The sequence below is a fragment of the Pseudomonas sp. OV546 genome, from assembly GCF_900116845.1.
Classification (GTDB): domain Bacteria; phylum Pseudomonadota; class Gammaproteobacteria; order Pseudomonadales; family Pseudomonadaceae; genus Aquipseudomonas; species Aquipseudomonas petroselini.
In genome coordinates, this window is the sequence record NZ_FPCE01000014.1 from 33,120 (window position 1) to 52,626 (window position 19,507).

5 protein-coding genes are annotated in these 19,507 nt (G+C 64.3%); all 5 read left to right on the top strand.

Translation table 11 applies throughout. The annotated features are described in order from the left end of the window. Positions 1-143: 143 nt before the first annotated feature. From BM403_RS25655 to BM403_RS25675, 5 genes are read left to right on the top strand one after another with little or no spacing between them, the layout of a single operon-like run. The gene (locus BM403_RS25655; protein WP_093545635.1) at positions 144-1,121 is read left to right on the top strand and encodes a TauD/TfdA family dioxygenase; all 978 of its coding nucleotides are present in this window, start codon (positions 144-146) and stop codon (positions 1,119-1,121) included. A gap of 8 nt (positions 1,122-1,129) precedes the next feature. Next, on the top strand, positions 1,130-4,501 hold the full coding sequence (locus tag BM403_RS25660) for a condensation domain-containing protein (protein ID WP_093545638.1): 3,372 nt from the start codon (positions 1,130-1,132) through the stop codon (positions 4,499-4,501). A gap of 17 nt (positions 4,502-4,518) precedes the next feature. Continuing rightward, positions 4,519-5,565, top strand: a complete 1,047-nt coding sequence (locus BM403_RS25665) for a TauD/TfdA family dioxygenase (RefSeq protein ID WP_093545641.1) — start codon at positions 4,519-4,521, stop codon at positions 5,563-5,565. A gap of 34 nt (positions 5,566-5,599) precedes the next feature. Beyond that, positions 5,600-8,611 (top strand): non-ribosomal peptide synthetase, encoded by a 3,012-nt coding sequence (locus tag BM403_RS25670; RefSeq protein WP_093545644.1) that lies wholly within the window; start codon positions 5,600-5,602, stop codon positions 8,609-8,611. Positions 8,612-8,657: 46 nt separating this feature from the next. Continuing rightward, positions 8,658-19,481 (top strand): non-ribosomal peptide synthetase, encoded by a 10,824-nt coding sequence (locus BM403_RS25675; protein ID WP_093545647.1) that lies wholly within the window; start codon positions 8,658-8,660, stop codon positions 19,479-19,481. Positions 19,482-19,507 lie beyond the last annotated feature (26 nt).

Below are 19,507 nucleotides of genomic sequence, written 5' to 3' on the forward strand. Positions count from 1 at the left end.
TCCCTCTCATTCACACCTAATATACTTTCTGTATTCACATATACACATTAGGTTTCAAAGTCTCGCCGAGGCCACTGCCCAGTTTTAACGGCCTGCTGTCACGTTGCTACAGAGCCAAGAAAAATAAACAGGATGTGCAAAGGATGACCTCAATCGAACACCCGAACGGACGTTCCGAGCCTGTTTCAATCAAGGATCAAGCCCACGGCGCAGCGGTATTGCCAAGGTGCGTGCAGGCTGCCCCAGGCCAATCGATCCATGCGCTCGAGCCGTCGATCCGCGACAGCCTTGATGACAGCCTGCGTACGGTGGGCGGCGTGCTGTTTCGCGGCTTCAACGTCCCCACCCCAATCGACTTCAAACGCTTTGCCGCCAGTTTCGGCGCGCCGCTGGCCAGCTACGAATTCGGCTCCACGCCACGTAGCAAAGTGTTCGCCGGGGTCTACAGCTCGACGGAATACCCGGCCCACCAATTCATCCCTTTGCACAATGAGCAGGCCTATACCCGCCCCTGGCCTTCGCGCATCTGGTTCCACTGCATCAAGGCCAGTGAAACCGGTGGCGAAACGCCAATCTGCGACAGCCGCCTGATCTATCAGCGCATGCCCGCCGAGATTCGCGAGCTATTCGCCAGCCGCGAGTTGCTCTACGTGCGCAACTACAGCGGCGCCCTCGACCTGCCCTGGCAAAAAGTGTTCAACACCGAAGACCGCGCCCAGGTCGAACGCTATTGCCAGGACAACGACATCGAGTGGGAATGGAAGGCCGACGGCGACCTACGGACCCGCCAACGCTGCGCCGCCGTGTTGCAGCACCCCGAGACCGGCGAGTGGGTCTGGTTCAACCAGGCGCACCTGTTTCACGTCTCGGCCATTGAACCCGCCGTGCGTGCCAGCCTGCTGGCGGCCGTCGGTGAAGAGAACCTGCCGCGCCATGTGTATTTCGGCGACGGCTCGGCGATTCCCGATGCGATGCTCGATACGGTGCGTGCGGTCTATGACCAGACCGCCGTCAGCTTCCCTTGGGAACCCGGCGACATTCTGATGCTCGACAACCGACTGGTCGCCCACGGGCGCAATCCTTATACCGGTGACCGTAAAGTCATCGTGGCCATGGCGTAAATCCCACCATGTTTGCATTCAATCACTGGATCGAAGTGCTGGAGGCTAACGCCCTGCACTTCCCGCAGCGTGCTGCCTTGCATTTCCTGCCGGACGGCGTCGAGATCGGCGAAACCCTCACGTTTGCCCAATTGCACGAGCAGTCCCAATCCCTGGCGGCCGCCTTGCAGGCGCGTTGCAGTCCAGGCGACCGCGTGTTGTTGATGCTGCCGAGCAGCCTCGACTATGCACGCGCGTTCTGCGCCTGCTTGTATGCGGGGCTGATCGCCGTGCCGCTGTTCCCGCCGCCGTCCCGCAAGCCGCGCCATCTGGATCGCGTGCGCAATGTCGTGATCGATGCGCAGCCAGCGCTGATCCTCGCGCCCTTGGATCATTGCGAAGGTCTACGCGAATTGGTTGAACATCGCGTCGATGTGTTGACCGTCAACAACCTCGGCACCCCGGCGCCTGACACGTGGCAACGGCCGGCGATCGACGGCGCCAGCGTGGCGTTCCTGCAATACACATCCGGCTCCACCGGCACGCCCAAAGGCGTCGAAGTGCGCCAGCGCAACCTGATCGCCAACGTCGAATTGATGCGCAAGGCCTACGGTTTCGATGAGCACGGCGCCATGGTCAACTGGCTGCCGCTGTACCACGACATGGGCCTGATCGGCGGCGTACTCGCCCCGCTCTACAGCGGCATGCCGTGCTACCTGATGGCCTCGCAGACCTTCGTGAATGCACCGTCCACCTGGCTGCAGGCCTTGAGTCGCTACCGCGCTACCGCGAGCTTCGCGCCGAATTTTGCCTATGCCCTGTGCAACCGCGTGGTCAGCGACAGCCTTATCGCCCAGCTCGATCTGAGCGCCTGGCAGCACGCAATCAACGGCGCCGAGCCGATCCACCCGGCCACCCTCGACGCCTTCGCCCGACGCTTTGCCGCGTGCGGCCTCAACCCCATGGCCATCAGCCCCGGTTACGGCCAGGCCGAAGCTACCCTGTGCGTCAGCGCAACGCCCGCCGAAGCCCTCCCGGTGGTGTTGCGCCTGGACAAAAGCGTGTTGGAGACCGGCCACGTGGCCCTGGCGTCCGGCGACGCCACTGCGGTTGAATTTGTCGCCTGTGGCTACCCGCAAGCGCTTCACACCATCGCCATTGCGGACCCGAACACCCACGAACGCTGCGCCGTCGACCGCATCGGCGAAGTCTGGCTGCAAGGCCCGAGCAACGCCGAGGCCTACTGGAAAAACCCCGATGCCAGCCGCTACGCGTTCGAGGCGCAGATAGTCGGTGAGCCCGGCTATTACCTGCGCTCAGGTGACCTGGGTTTCATGCATGAAGGTCAAATCGTCATCTGCGGCCGCCTCAAAGACCTGCTGATCCTCAACGGCCGCAACCTTTACCCCCACGATATCGAGTTTGCGATCACCGACAGTGAGCCGGGCATCCGCACCGGACGCATCGCGGCTTTCTCGGAGATGGACCCGCTGCTCGGCCGCGAGAAACTGGTGATCGTTGCCGAGCCGCAGCGCAAGTTTGTCGACCCGGCACATCACCCGGCGCTGTTCGCGTCGATGCAAACCGCCGTGCGTGAAGCGGCCGACTGCGGCATCGACCAGATTGTGCTGGTGGAAGCCGGCACCATCCCGATGACCACCAGCGGCAAGATCGCCCGCCAGGGTGCGCGCCACCAATGGGCGGCCGGCACCCTGAGCATCATCGCCCAGAGCGGCGGGCAGGCAAGCACGCCCGTTGAACGCATCGCTATCGAGCAACTGCGCCGGCAGCCGAGCCTTTCGGCCTGCCAGCAGTGGCTGGAACAGACGCTGATAGAGGTCAATCCGTACCTCAGCGTCGACGTCGAGCTCAGTCTGATCGGCTTGGGCCTGGACTCCATCGGCATTGCCGATTTTGCCGCGCGCCTGCACCGCGACCTGGGCTGGGACCTCGACACCCAGAGTCTGTTCGGCGAACGACGCCTGGCCGAATGGGCGCAGGCGCTGCTCGTGTACCTCGGGACTCCCGCGCCCGGTGCCCGCCTCGAATCAGACGCTACCCCCCACCCTCGCCGCCAATCCTTCGCCCAGCGTCGCCTGTGGTTCCTGCACCAGTTGAACCCGCAGGACACCCACCACAACCTGGTATTGCACCTGAAGCTGCAAGGCCCAGTTGACAGGGGCGTCTTGTCGCAACGGCTCAATGCCCTGGTCGAGCGTCACAGTGTGCTGCGCACGGTCTATCACGATAGCGTTGATGGCCCGCAGCAACAGGTGCTGCCGGCCAGCAACGTGCGTTTGACCCTCCATGATCAATTGGCGGACTGCCTGGCCCAGGAACACGCCACCCCGGTCGACCTCAAGCAAGGCCCACTGCTACGCGCCCACCTGATCAGCCACGATCACCAGCACGACCTGCTGCTGACCCTGCACCACATCGCCTTCGACGGCCGCTCCGCACAACTGCTGCTGGCTGAACTGGCGGCCCAGGCCGCCAATGAAACGCCGGTGCAATATCTGGACTTTGCCCGTTGGGAAGCCGCGCACTGGACAGACCAGCGCATCGCCACGCACCAGGATTTCTGGCGCGAACACCTGGCCGATGTGCCGCAAACCCTGGACCTGGGCGGCAGCGGCACTACCCACGGCGAACACAGCCTGAATTTCAGCCTGCCGCAAGCCACCTGCGACACCCTCGCCTGCGTCGCCCGTGAACACGGCATGACGCTGTTCATGCTGCTGTTGGCCAGCTATCAACTGGTGCTCAAGCAATTGGGCGGCCAGCAACGTTTTCTGCTCGGCACTGATGTGAGCGGCCGTCCGCTGGCCGCGCACAACGAGGTGATCGGCTTCTTTGTCAACCAGCTGACCCTGCGCTGTGAGATAGCCGGGGAAGGGACGCTGGCGGATTTTTTCGCGCACGTGCGTGATGAGGCGCGACTGGCGTATGCCCACCAGGACCTGCCGTTTGACCTGGTTGTCGCGGCGCTGGCCCCAACCCGGCGCGCCGGCCATTCGCCGCTGTTCCAGGTCAAGCTCAACTATCAACCGTCGCGGGTTGCGCCGGTCACTCTTGCCGGTGCACAACTGACGAGCATGGACGTTGCGCAGGCGCCGGGAGACTTCCATCTGGTGCTCGACCTGGTGCATGCCAGCCACGGCATTGATGCCACGCTCAAATACCGTGGCGAGTACTTCGATCAGCCCCGAGCCTTGCGCCTGCAGCATTTGTGGAGCCGCCTACTCGGCGAAGTTCGTGATCTGCTCGGCGAGTCCCTGCCCGCCCTGGCCCAGCGCCTTGACGATTGGGATCAAGCTTTCCAGCGCGAAAGCCAGCAGTCCCACGCCCTCGCCGGTCGCAGTCAGTTGCTGCAAACCAAACGTCGCTCACTGACCCTTTGATCAAGGTGGATGCTTGTATGCCTATCGTGCCCCCAGCACCCCGCACACTGGGCAGTGTGCGCCGCAAAACCATGAACGTTGCCCCCCAGCAACTGGTCAGCGAACGCCTGCTCAGCCCCGATCACGCCTTGCCGTTGGTGATCGAACCCGCAGTCAGCGGCGTCGATCTGGTGGCCTGGGCTACCCGTGAACGCGAAGCCCTGGAACGGAAGCTGCTGCAATACGGCGCCCTGCTGTTCCGCGGATTCGACGTCGCGTCGGTGGAACAATTCGACCACGTCATCGCTGCCCTGTCCCCCGGTGCCCTGGAATATATGTTCCGCGCCTCCCCGCGCACCCGGGTCGGCGGCAACATCTACACCTCGACCGACTACCCGGCCGACCAGATGATTTTCCCGCATAACGAACACTCCTATTCGCCGCGTTTCCCGCTGCGCCTGTTCTTCTATTGCCAACTGCCGTCCGAGACCGGCGGCGAAACCCCGATCGGTTCAACCCGCGCAGTCAAGGCCCGGATCAGCGCCGACATCGAGGCGCGTTTTCGTGAAAAAGGCGTGCTCTACGTGCGCAATTACGGCGACGGTTTCGGCCTGCCGTGGCAGAGCGTCTTCCAGTCCGCCGACCGCAGCGAAGTCGAAGCCTACTGCGCCAGCGTCGGCATCGAAGTGGAATGGAAAGAAAACAACCGCCTGCGCACCCGCCAACGAGGCCCGGCAGTGGTACGCCATCCGCGTACCGGCGAAGAAGTCTGGTTCAACCACGCGACGTTTTTTCACATCAGCACCCTGCCGCCGGCCATCCGCGATTCGCTGCAAGGCAACTTCAACGACCTCGACCTGCCGACCAACACCTTCTACGGCGACGGCACACCGATCGAACCGGAGGTGCTGGCGTCGCTGCGCGCCGCCTACCTGGATTCGCTGGTGCGTTTCTCCTGGCAACAGGGCGACGTGCTGTTTATCGACAACATGCTTGCGGTGCACGGTCGCGAACCGTTTACCGGCAAACGCGCAATCATGACCGGCATGGCCGAGGCCTTGCTGTCCGCCGACGTGGCTGTCTGACCGCTATCAACCCCATTTTGCAGTTGAGCTGAACATGAACGGACTTCAAGGCTTTCGTATCTCACCGCAACAAGCGTCGCTTTACCCGCACCTCGATGGCGCAACCGAACACACGTTCAGTTGCCAACTGCAATGGACCATCGCCCAGGCAGTAGACGCCAACACCCTATCCCAGCGCCTGCAGGCATTGGTCAGCGGCAGCGAAATACTGCGCACACAGCTGACTCCGGTGCCAGGCCTGCGCCATCCGGTGCAAGTGATTCACGACCAGGCCGCGCTGAGCGTGGGCGTTAAGGACCTGCGCCACCTCAGCCCAGCCGATCAGCAGGTTGCCTTGGCCACCTTGGACGGGACCGCGCCGCTGGCCGTGACGCTGGTGCAACTGACCGAGGGGCACGTGCTGCACCTGGCCGCCGCCAGCAGCCATCTTGACCTCGCCAGCCTGAAACTGCTGGCCATTGCCCTGCTGCAAGACACCCCGCCGGACCTGTCCGAAACCCTTCAATACGCCGATTACGCCGAGTGGCGCTGGAGCCTTGCCGAAGACGAGCCCGAACACCCCGGCGCAATGTTCTGGAAACCCTCAGCCGACAGCGAACAGCACAGCTTGCAACTGTCGCTGGAAACGCCCCGCCCCGGTGGATTCAGCCCGCAGCGCATCGACGTGCACCTGCCCCACCACCCGGTACTGACCGCTGAGCTGATGCTGGCGGCCTGGGCGGTGCTGCTCGGGCGGTTGTCCGGTCAACAGCAGGTGCCGATCACCCTGATCCATGCCAGTCGCGGCCCGGAACTCGACAACGCCTTGGGCCTGTTCGAGCAAACCTTGCCTGTGCGGATCGACCTGCAAGCCCAGGCGACCTTGCTGGAACAAAGCCGCCATGTCAGCGCCCTGGTCGAACAGGCCACAGGCTGGCAGGACTATTACACCCAGGACCTCAAGGGCGGTTATGCCTTCGCCTGGCGTGCCAGCGATGCGCGCGAACGCGACGCCAGTGCGGTAATGAGCCCGGCCAAGGCGTGCCTGCACGTGCATCAAGGTCCCGAGCGGCTCAACGCGCAGATCATCTACGATCGCCATCTGCTCAGCCACAAGGCGGCCGCCTGCCTTGCCGAACAGTGGGCGCAGTTGCTGCACTCCGCGTTGGCCGCACCGCACCAGGCCTGGGCGCAGTTGCCCATGGGCGGGCCGCTGCAAGCGCAGATCATCGCCCCCCAGGCACAACCGCCGGTGATAGAAGCCGTGACGCTTGTTGAACTGATCGGCCGCCAAGTGCAACTACAGCCAACCGCCATCGCCCTGAGCGACCCGCAGGGCGACCTGAGCTACGCGCAACTGGACGCAAGCGCCACGCAGTTGGCGCACCAACTGGTGGCCGCCGGCATCCGTGCCGGTGTGCCGGTCGGTATCCTGTTCCCCCGTGGCAACGCCGCGATCGTCGCGCTGCTTGCCGTGTTGAAGGCCGGTGGCGCCTATGTGCCGGTGGACCCGACTTATCCGCAGGACCGTCGCGCCTACATGCTCGCCGACAGCGCCATTGCGCACATCGTCGTCAGCCCTGAGCTGGCCGATAGCGTGCCGGCTGGCCTGCAGAGCTTTGTGCTGGACGACTTGCACGCCCCCAAGAACCTGCCGCCATTGCCGCTGCCGCGTGGCGACGACCTCGCGTACCTGATCTACACCTCCGGTTCCACCGGTGCACCGAAAGCCGTCGAAATCAGCCACGCTGCCTTGAGCTATTCCACCCAGGTGCGCATGGCGGCGTATGAAGCGCCGGTGAGCGCTTACCTGCTGCTGTCCTCGTTTGCCTTCGACAGCTCCGTGGCCGGGATTTTCTGGACCCTGGCCCAAGGCGGCCGCCTGGTATTGCCGGCACCCGGCGAAGAGCTGGACATGGCGCGCCTGTCGCACTTGATCGGCCAACACCAGGTCAGCCACGGCCTGTCGCTGCCCTCGCTGTATCAAGCGTTGCTGGATCAACTCGGCAGCGCCAACAGCCTGCAATGCTGGATCGTTGCCGGGGAAGCCTGCCCGCCGTCGTTGATCGCCCAGCATAGCAACACCCTGCCCCACACGCTGCTGGTCAACGAATACGGTCCTACTGAAGCCACCGTGTGGGCGACCTACGATGTACTGAGCCCCGACCGCGCCTTGACCATCGGCCGCCCGATTGCCGGCATGGACCTGCGCGTCTTGAATGAACACGACATCACCAGCGGCATCGGTGAACCCGGTGAAATCGTGCTGGCCGGCCCAACCCTGGCCCGTGGTTATCGCAATAAGCCCGAGGAAACCGCTAAGGCCTTTGTCACCCTGGCCGACGGCACCCGCGCCTACCGCACCGGTGATCTGGCCTGCTGGCTGGCCGATGGGCGCCTGGCGTTCCTGGGGCGCAAGGACCATCAGGTCAAATTGCGCGGCTATCGCATCGAACTCGGCGAGATCGAGCGACAACTGTGCAGCCACAGTGACGTGCGCGAAGCAGCCGTGATTGTGCAGGAGCAACCCGCCGGCAAGCGTCTGCTGGCCTATGTGCTCGCCGCCCATGGCTACGCGCCGGATTCAGAAGCCCTCAAGCGCTACCTCGGCGAGCGACTGCCGTCGTACATGGTGCCAACGCGGGTGCTGACATTGTCAGCCTTCCCACGCACCCCCAACGGCAAACTCGATACCCGCCAACTGCCAGACCCGGACCAGTTCGACCAAAGCACCCATGTCGCCCCGCGCACGCCGATGGAAACCACTTTGCACGCCATAGTCACCAAGGTCTTGAAGCTCGACAGCGTCAGCGTCACCGAGAGCTTCTTTGCCATAGGGGGCGACTCGATCCTTAGCCTGCAAGTGGTGGCCCAGGCCCACGAACAAGGCATTGCGCTGTCGGCCAAGCATGTGTTCGAACACCAGACCATCGCCGCCATGGCCCATGTCGCCCAGCCGCGGGACACCCGGCATGTCGACACTGAGAGCACCGAATTCAGTGCCTCGGGCATGTCGCAAGATGAACTGAACGCGCTGATGGCCGAGCTCAACGACGCCGACCTGTAACCGCCACGCCCATCGCCGTTGCCCCTTTTTCTGCAGGACGTTTTGAATGACCACCGAAAAGACCACCAGCAATCCGATCGAAGATGTTTACCCGCTGTCACCGCTGCAACAAGGGATGCTGTTCCATTCCCTGCTGCATGAAGACTCCGGCGTGTATTTGATGCAGGATCGCTACCGCATCGGTGGGGCCATTGATGAAGGCGCGTTCCTTGAGTCCTGGCGCCAGGTGGTGGCGCTGCACCCGTCGCTACGCGCCAGCTTCCAGTGGAAAACCCAGAAGCAACCGGTGCAGGTGATCCACCGCGAGGTCAAGGTGCCGCTGGACACCCTCGATCTGCGCGGCCTGGCTCCCCATGAGCAGGAGGCGCGGATTCGCAGCCTGCTCGAAAACGAGCAGAAAATCGGCTTCAACCTGTCCAAGCCACCCTTGATTCGCTTCCGCCTGGTGCGCCTGGCGGATGAGTCCTATGAGTTCATCCGCAGTTTCCATCACATTCTGATGGACGCCTGGTGTATTTCCCTGGTGACCGTGGACTTTCTCAAGGTCTACGAAGCACTGTGCAACGACCGTACGCCACAGATCAAAAGCCCACGCCCATTTCGGGACTACATTCAATGGCTGCAACGCCAGGACGCGGGCAAGGCTGAGCAGTTCTGGCGCGGCCAATTGCAGGGGCTCAACGCACCCACGCCGCTGACCGTGGACAACGGCGTAAGCCGCGACCGCTACACCGACGCGGTGCGGGTGGCCGACCAGTTGATCCATCTGAGCGAAGACGACACCCAGGCCTTGGCCGCTTTTTGCCGTCACCGCCGGATCACTCCCAATACCTTCTTCCAGGGCGTCTGGTCCCTGTTGTTGTCGCGCTACAGCGGCCAGCGTGACGTGGTCTTCGGCGTCACCGTGGCGGGGCGCCCCGCTGAGTTGACCGGCGTCGCCGAGATGATTGGCCTGTTCATCAACACCCTGCCACTGCGGGTCAGCGTCGACCCGCAGGCGACCTTGGGTGACTGGCTCACGGCGTTGCAGGGGCTGAACGTCGAGATGCGCGACTTCGAGCACACGCCGCTGACCGATATCCAGGGCTGGAGCGATTTCCCCCGTGGCGAAACGCTGTTCGACAGCATTCTGGTGTTTGAAAACGCGCCGATCGATGAACAGATTCTGGACGGTGGTTTTGAGTTCAGCCTCGACGGAATGGACCACAGTGTGCACACCCACTATGGCTTGACCGTGGTGATCCTGCCCGGCGAGCAACTCGGCATTCGCGTGTCCTACGACCGCGAGCGTTTTGAAGCGGATACGGTGCAGCGCCTGCTCGGCCACTTGGCCAGCCTGGTACGCGGCATGCTCGCCGCGCCTGAAGCGCCGCTGGGCAGCTTCGAGCTGCTGGCCGCCGACGAGCGCCAGCAATTGCTTGGCGAGTGGGCACTCAACCCCCACGATTTCCCGCTGCATAAAAGCTACGCCGAGCTGTTTGCCGCCCAGGTCGCCGAGCGTGGCGATCAAATTGCCGCGATCTGCGCCGGCGAATCCCTGACCTATGCCGAGCTCGACTTGCGTGCCACGCGCCTGGCCCAGGCCCTGCGCACAGCCGGTGCGGGTGCCGATCAATTGGTCGCGCTGGTCGCCCCCCGTGGCCTGGCGTTATTGACCAGCATGATTGCCGTGTTCAAGGCCGGCGCCGCGATGCTGCCGCTGGAGGTCAACCACCCGCCTGAGCGTCTGCGCGAGATCCTCAACCTGTCCCGCGCCCCGCTGCTGGTGGCGAGTGAAGAGTGCCGTGGCCTGCTCGACCCACTGCTCAGCGGCCTCGAGCACGCGCCTACGGCCCTGTTCGCCGAAGCCGCCTGGAACACGCCCAACGACGCGCCATTCACGCTGGCCGGCGGCCCGGACAGCCTGGCCTACGTGCTGTTCACTTCGGGCTCGACCGGTACGCCCAAGGGCGTGATGATCGAACAGCGCGGCATGCTCAATAACATCTTCGGTAAAGTCCCGGCCCTGGGGCTGAGCGCCAATGACCGTATTCCACAGACCGCCTCGGTGGCCTTCGATATTTCCGTGTGGCAATTTCTCGCGGCGCCGGTGTTGGGCGCCACCGTGCATATTCTGCCGGACGAAGTGGCCCACGATCCGCAACGCCTGCTGCAAGTGCTGGCCAGCGAACGCCTCAACGTACTGGAAATCGTCCCGAGCCTGATGCGCACGCTGCTTGCGCTGTGCCCGTGCGACCTTCAGTTGCCTGACCTGCGCTGGGTACTACCGACTGGCGAGGCGCTGCCGCCGACCGTGGCGCGCGACTGGTTCGCACGCTTCCCGGACATCGCGCTGATGAACGCCTACGGCCCAGCCGAGTGCGCCGACGACGTGGCGTTCCAGCCGATTACCCAGGCGCCGCACGCCAACGTCAGCCATATGCCCATAGGCCAACCCACGGCCAACAACCGCCTGTATGTGCTCGATGAGGCCCTGCGCCCGGTGCCAATCGGCGTGGCTGGGGAAATCTGCGTCGGTGGCGTCGGCGTCGGCCGTGGTTACCTGCACGACCCGCAGCGCACCACCGAGGCATTCATCCAGCACCCACAGATCGACGGTCGTCTGTACCGCACCGGCGACCTCGGCCGCTGGTGCGCCGACGGCGTGATCGAGTACCTCGGCCGTCGCGACCAGCAAGTGAAATTGCGTGGCCACCGCATCGAACTGACCGAAATCGAACACCGACTGGCCCAGCACCCGAACGTGCGTGAAGCCGCGGTATTGCTGCGCGAGAACAGCGCGGGCGAAGCCTGGCTCGTGGCCTACTGGTCAGCCCACGACGACACGCTGGGCAGCACCGGCCTGAGCGAACACCTGCGCACACAACTGCCGCCGTACATGGTCCCGGCCGCGTTCGAATGCCTGGAACGCTTGCCCCTGAACAACAACGGCAAAGTCGACCGCAAAGCCTTGGCCGCGCTGCAACTGAACTGGCAGGCCGATACCCGGGAAAGCCTTGCGCCGCGCAACGAACACGAAGCCACCATCGCCAAGGTGTGGGCCGACGTACTCGGACGCGACAGTGTCGGCGTGGAGGACAATTTCTTCACCCTCGGCGGCCACTCGCTGCTGGCCACCCAGATCGTCGCGCGCCTGCGCAGCCAGTTCAAACTCGACCTGCCGTTGCGCGTGCTGTTCGAACAGCCGACCGTCGCCCTGCTGGCCGTGGCCATCGCCGAACGCGAAGCGCAAGCGGCTGCACCGCAAGCCGTCGCCCTCGACACGCCGCACGCCAAGGCGCGCCCTGCCCTGCTGCCGTTGTCGTTCTCGCAACAACGCCTGTGGTTTATCGAACAACTGACCCCAGGCACCACGTTGTTCAATATCCCGTTTGCCCTGCACCTCAAGGGTGAACTCAACGTCCCGGCGCTGAACGCCAGCCTGAATGATTTGCTCGCGCGCCACGAGATCCTGCGCACCGGTATCCGCAGCGTGGATGGCGTGCCGAGCCAGCACATCAGCGACGCACTGGAAGTTGCACTGCCGTTTGAAGACCTGTCCGGCCTGGGCGCAACCGCCCGTGAAGGCGCGCAATTCACGGCGCTGCAAGCCACCTTTGAACAGCCCTTCGACCTGACCGAGCCACCGCTGCTGCGCGCCCGCCTGCTCAAAGTGGCACCGGGCGAACACGTGCTGGGCATCGCCCTGCATCACCTGGTCTCCGACGCCTGGTCGGCGACCATCGCCCTGCGTGAGCTGGCCTTGGGTTACGAGGCCCGTTGCAACGGCAGCGCGGCGCAATTAGCGGCGTTGCCGCTGCAATACGCCGATTTCGCCCTGTGGCAGCGTGACCATCTGCAAGGCGCCGAACTCAAGCGCCAACTGGATTACTGGACCCGCACCCTCGACCGTCGCGACCAGGACGCCAGCCCGCTGCTGGCGTTGCCCACCGACCATCCTCGGCCCTCGGTGCAGAGCTATCTCGCCGGCCTGGTAAAACGCGAGCTGAGTGCCGACTTGAGTGGCCGCGTGCAGGCGCTGGCCAGCCGCCTCGGCACCACGCCGTTCAGCGTGGTGTTCGCGGGCTTTGCCGTGCTGATGCACCGCTTGAGCGGCGATGCCACGGTGTTGATCGGTACACCGGTCACTCACCGCGAGCAACCGGGCACCGAAGCTCTGTTGGGGATCTTGCTCAACAACCTGGCGATCCGTGCCGACTTCACCGCCCAGGCGGATTTCAGCGCCGTGGTCAGCCAGGTCGCCACGCGGCTGCGCGAAGGCCTGCAGCATCAGGACCTGCCCTTCGAACAACTGGTCGACAGCCTGCAACTGCCGCGCAGCCTCAGCCATGCGCCGCTGTATCAAGTGATGGTCGCGCAGCAATTGGCCATGGAGTCCCGCCTGCAATTCCCGGGGCTGGCCTTCGAAGCCCTGGACACGCCGCTCAAGCACTCCGAGTGCGACCTGGACCTGCACGTGCTGTGCCCGGCCAATGCGCCGATTCAGCTGGAGCTGATGTTCGCCCTTGACCTGTTCACCCAGGACAGCGCCCGCCAGACGCTCGCGCGCCTGGAACACCTGCTGCAACAGATGCTCGCCGAGCCGCAACGCCCGGTCGCCGCCTTGCCGCTGCTGATGCCGGCTGAATGGCAGCGCACCGTGGTCGAGTGGAACCGCACCGAAATGGACGTGCCGCAGCACCTGACGTTCGCCCAGTTGTTTGAACAGCAGGCCGAACGCACGCCGCAGCGCGATGCGTTGTGCTTTGAAGGCCAGCGCCTGAGCTACGCCGAACTGAATCGCCGTGCCAACCAGGTCGCACATTACCTACGCGCCCAAGGGGTGGTCGCCAATTGCCCGGTGGCGTTGTGTGTGGAGCGTTCCCTGGAGTTGTTGATCGGCCTGTTGGGCATCCTGAAGGCCGGTGGCGCCTATGTGCCGCTGGACCCTGGCTACCCGGCCGAACGCTTGGCCTACATGCTCGAAGATGCGCAACCCGCGCTGTTCCTCGGCCAGCAGGGCCTGCTTGAACAGTTGGGCGGCGACTTGCCGCGCCTGCGCCTGGACGCCGATGCCGCGCTATTGGCCGCTCAGCCTGAGAGCAACCCCGCAGCATTGGCCGGCCCGGATGACCTGGCCTACATCATGTACACCTCGGGCTCCACGGGTAAGCCCAAGGGCACCCTGGTCACCCACACGTCGGTGGTCAACCTGGCCTGGGCGCGGATCCATGGCCTGTATCGCCGCTACACCGACCAGCCGATGCGCACCAGCTTCAACTATTCGTTCGCCTTTGATAGCTCGGTGGCGGAATTGATTCTGCTGCTCGACGGCCACAGCCTGTACCTGACGCCGGAAGACGTGCGCTACGACCCTGCAGCACTGGCGCAGTTCTTCCAGGAAACCCGACTGGACGCGTTCGAATGCACCCCGGCGCAGCTTAAAAGCCTGCTCGAAACCGACGGCGTGCGCCGTGGTGAAACCTACCTGCCGCGCTTCGTGCTGTTTGGCGGTGATGCGGTGGACGCGCAACTGTGGCAGCGTTTGCCGTCGATCAGCGGCAGCCGTTTCTTCAATACCTACGGCCCAACCGAGTGCACCGTGGACGCCACCGGATGCGCGGTGGACGACTTCCCGCAACGGCCGATCATTGGTCGGCCAATCGCCAACGTACGCACCTATGTGCTGGATGCGTTCTTGAATCCGATGCCGGTGGGTGTGCCTGGCGAGCTGCATATCGGCGGCGCCGGGGTGACCCTGGGTTACCTCAACCGCGCCGAACAAACCGCCAAAGTGTTTATCAACGACCCGTTCTCGCCACTGCCGCAGGCGCGCATGTACAAGTCCGGTGACCTGGTGCGCTGGCTGCCGGACGGCCAGCTGGAATACCTCGGGCGCATGGACCACCAGGTGAAAATCCGCGGTTTCCGCGTCGAGCTGGGCGAGATCGAAGCCTTGATCGGCGCACAACCCGGCGTGCGCCAGGCGGTGGTACTGGCCCGTGAAGACGTACAGGGCGACAAGCGCCTGGTGGCGTACGTCACCTGTGATCAACCGGCCGATATGAATGCCTGGCGTAACCGTCTTGGCGCCGCCCTGCCCGACTACATGGTGCCGTCGGCGTTTGTGGTGCTGGACGAACTGCCGCTGACCGACAACGGCAAACTCAATCGCAAGGCCCTGCCCGCACCAGATATCCAGGCTGAACCGAACGCCGAAGACCCGCCGCGCACCGACGCCGAACGCCAGCTCGCGGCCTTGTGGGCAGAGCTATTGAATGTGCCGTTGGGCGCCATTGGGCGAGACAGCCAATTCTTTTACCTGGGTGGCCATTCGTTGCTCGCGGCCGTGCTGTTTGCCCGCCTGCGTCAGCAATTTTCCACGGTGCCGCCGCTGCGCGCGGTGTTTGAACACCCCACCTTGCAGGCTTTGGCGGCGCTATTGGCGCAACCGCTGCAAGCACCTGCCGCGACGTTCGTCCCCATGACTCGCCCGGCGCGCTTGCCGTTGTCGTTCGAACAACAGCGCCTGTGGTTCCTCGAACAACTGAGTGGCGCCAGCGAATACAACGTCGTCAGCGCCGTGCAGTTCGACGGTGAGTTGAATGTCCAGGCGTTGCAATCAGCGTTGAACACCGTGATCCAACGTCACGAAATCCTGCGCAGTCGCATCCTGCGTGAAGCCGACGGCGAGCTGGCGTTGGTGATTGAGCCGCAGGGTGAACTGACATTGGCGGTGGCGCAGTGGGATGCTGTCAGCGATGAACGCTGGCAGCAACTGACCGACGCCGCGATCCAGGCCGCTACCGCGCAGCGCTTTGACCTGGCGCACGAGGTGCCGATGCGCGCCGCGTTGCTTCAGCGCAACCGCCAGGCATTGCTGGTCCTTACCTTGCATCACTGCGCGACAGACGATGCTTCCACACAAAACCTGCTCGACGAATTGGCCCAGTGCTACAGCGCCGACTGCCAGGGCCACGCCGCCCACCTGCCGGCGCTGGCGTTGCAATACCCGGATTACGCGCTCTGGCAGCGCGAGTCTGCCCAGCAAGCGCTGTTCGACAGCCAATTGGCCTACTGGCGCACTCAGCTGGAAGACGGCAGTTACCAACTGGAACTGCCCACCGACCAGCCACGCCCGCACGTCCTTGACCCGCGTGCCGGTTCCGTCCAACTGCAGTTGCCCGCAGAACTGAGCGGTCGTTTGCGCCAGTTTGCCCAGCAACGTGGCGCCACGCTGTACATGCTGCTGCTCAGCGCCGCGCAACTGCTGCTGGGGCGCTACGCCAACCAGCGCGATGTGCGTTTCGGCAGCCCGGTGGCCCAGCGGCCATTGGCCGAGTTGCAACCGCTGATCGGGTGCTTCGTCAACACCTTGGTGATGCGCGCCGACCTGGCGCCGGGCCTGGACTTCATCGGTCTGCTCGATCAGGTGCGCAACACCGTTCTGGATGCGCAACAGCATCAGGACGTGCCGTTCGATCAGGTGGTCGAACACCTGGCACCGGAACGCAGCCTTGGCCAGACACCGTTGTTCCAAGTGCTGTTCGTGATGCAGAACGCCAACACCGGTGCCAGCCAGTGGCCGCAGTTGCAGGTGAGCGAACGTGCGGTGACGGCCGACGCCACCAAGTTCGACCTGAACTGGGAAGTGCATGACGGCGAGGTGTTGTCGGTATTGCTTGAATACCGCAGCGCACTGTTTACCCAGGCCACCGCCGAGCGTTGGCTGGCGCAATGGCAAGCCCTGCTGGAAAGCATGCTGGAAGCGCCACAGACGCGTTTGACTGACTGGTCGCCGTTGGCCGTCGCAGAGCGTCAACAACAGTTGGCGTGGAACACCACTGAGCGTCATTACCCTGGCCCGCAAGACCTGCGTACAGCCCTGAGCCAGCAAGCCGCCCTGACACCGAACGCGCCGGCGCTGGTGTTTGAAGGCCAGCGCCTGAGCTACGCCGAGCTGGACCAGCGCGCTCAACGCGTCGCCCGTGCCTTGCGTGCGGCGGGCATCGGTCGCGAGTCGATTGTGCCGGTGTGCATGGAGCGCTCGGTGGACATGGTCGTGGCCTTGCTCGGTGTGGTGCATGCCGGTGCCGCGTGGTTGCCGCTGGATCCTGAGCTGCCGGCTGCACGTTTGGCGTTCCTGATTGCCGACGCCGAGGCCCAGGTGACGCTGACGCAACCGCAATGGCTGCCACATTTGCCCGTCGGGCATACCGCCTGGACCCTGGAAACACTGCCCGCGGCTGAAAACGGCGAGCCGCTGAGCGTGGAGGCCAGCGACCTGGCCTACGTGCTCTACACCTCCGGCTCCACCGGCCAGCCCAAAGGCGTGATGAACGAACACGGCGCCCTGATGAACCGCCTGCATTGGATGCAGGACGCGTTCCCGATTGGCCCGGATGACCGCGTGCTGCAAAAGACCCCGTACAGCTTCGACGTGTCGGTATGGGAATTCTTCTGGCCGCTGATCACCGGCGCAACCCTCGTGGTTGCGCGTCCGGATGGCCATCGCGACCCGGCCTACCTGAGCCAGTTGATCCAGCAGGAACAGGTCACCACCCTGCATTTCGTGCCGTCGATGCTGCGGGTCTTCGTCGAAGAGCCGAGCCTGGTCAACTGCCGCAGCCTGCGCCAGGTGTTTGCCAGCGGCGAGGCGTTGCCGGTGGATCTGGTGCAGCGGTTCATGTCCCAGCACCCGGCCGCGCTGGTCAATCTGTACGGCCCAACCGAAGCGGCCATCGACGTGTCGGTATGGCGTTGTTCGGTCAACGACACGCTCGTACCAATCGGCAAGCCTATCGCCAACCTGCGCCTGCATATCCTCGATGATGCCCAGCAACCGCTGCCGATTGGCAGCATCGGCGAGCTGTACATCGGCGGCGTCGGCGTGGCACGGGGTTACTTGAAGCGCGCCGACCTGACTGCCGAGCGCTTCCTGATGGTCAACGGTGAGCGCCTGTATCGCACCGGCGACCGTTGCCGCTTCCTGGCTGACGGTAATATCGATTACCTCGGCCGCCTCGACCATCAGGTCAAGCTGCGCGGCCAACGTATCGAGCTCGGCGAGGTCGATGCCGCCCTGCTGAGTCAGCCGGGCATCACTGGCGCGTGCACACTGGTGATCGACAATCGTCTGGTGGCGTTCTACAGCAGCAATGCGCCGCAATCGGAGTTGGGCGCGGCCCTCAGTGCAGAATTACCGGCCTATATGGTGCCCGCGGTGTGGGTCGAAGTGCCGAGCCTGCCCCTGACCACCAACGGCAAGCTCGACCGCAAAGCCCTGGCCGCGTTGCCACTGCCGCCGTCCCAACATGCACCAGTCGCCCCTCGTAACGCCTTGGAAAGCCTGGTCTGCCAGCTGTTCAGCGACGTGCTTGGCGACGGCCTCACCGGTGGGCGTGTGGTCGGTACGGCCGACAGTTTCTTCGCCTTGGGCGGCGATTCAATTCTCGGTTTGAAGCTGATTTCGCAACTGCGCGACCAGGGTTATGCCCTGACGCCCAAAGACCTGTTCCGCGCCCAGACACCTGCGGGCCTGGCGCTGGTGATCACACCGTTGCTGGCGGTGGCCGAGCAAGGAGACGTCAGCGGTGCGATGCCGTTGATGCCGCTGCACCAGTGGTTCTTCGATCAGCAGCAACCGCAGCCCGCCTACTGGAACCAATCGGTGCTGGCGGACAGCGACCGCGTGCTGCAACCGGCGCTGGTCCAGGCCACCCTGGATCGACTGATCGCCCATCACGATGCATTGCGCCTGCGTTTCATCGAAGTGGACGGTCAATGGCAAGCCCATATCGCAGCCGTCGAACCGGCCCGGCTGACGCTAGCCACGGACGTGGGACAGCTGCAGCACGTCGCGCAGAGCCTGGACTTGCAACATGGCCCGTTGTTCGCCGCCGCCTTGCTCGACGGCGCGCCGCAACGCCTGTACCTGGTTGCCCATCACCTGGTGATCGACGCCGTGTCCTGGGCGCCGCTGCTGGAAGATTTCCAGCAGCTGTATGCGGCGCTGGAAAACGGCACACCGGCTAGCCTGCCGGCAAAAACCACGTCCTATCGCCAATGGGCCGAGCACATGCATGCGCACGCCGGCAAAGTCGCCGCGGAGCAGCGTTATTGGGCCAGTCAGGTCGCAACAAATCCGCGCCCCCAGGCCACGATCGCCGAGCGTCAGACCCTGTCGGCCCGTTGGGATGCCACGCGTACGCACCAATGGCTGACCGAGTCCCACGCCGCCTACCGCACCCAGCCGGAAGAGCTGCTGATCGCTGCTCTGGTTGCCACCCTGGCGCAAGCCGAACAGCGCCAGGACATCGTCGTCGACCTTGAGCGTCATGGCCGCGATGCCGGCTTTGAGGGCTTGGATGTCAGCCGCACCGTGGGCTGGTTCACCACCCTGTTCCCGCTGCGTGTCAACGCCCGTGGCGCCGTCGGCGACTGGGTGCGTCAAGCCAAGGAAGCCCTGCGCGGCGTCCCCGGCCAGGGCCTTGGGCACGGCTTGCTGCGCCTGCGGGGCGACTTGCCGGCAGGAAGCGGTGATGTGCTGTTCAACTACCTGGGCCACGAGCAGACCTCGCCAGGTTGGTTGCGTGCCAGCTCGCTGGCGGCGCCGTCGGAGGTGGCTCTGGTTAACCGCGTCAGCCATGCCCGTGAAGTGGTGGCATGGCTGGAGGATGGCGTGCTGAACCTGCATTGGCACAGCGCCAACCCGGTCGCTGACCGCGACCTGCCTGCGCAACTGCTCAAGCACCTGCAAGCGCTGCTCGAACACTGCCTCGATCCCCAGGCCGGTGCGCTGATGCCGTCCGACTTCCCGTTGGCCAAGGCGCTCAATCAGAAGTCCCTCGAGACATTGCTGGGCAAGCTCAAGAACAAACCGAATTCCTGAAGACGGCCCGAGGCTGGCCGTCTTCC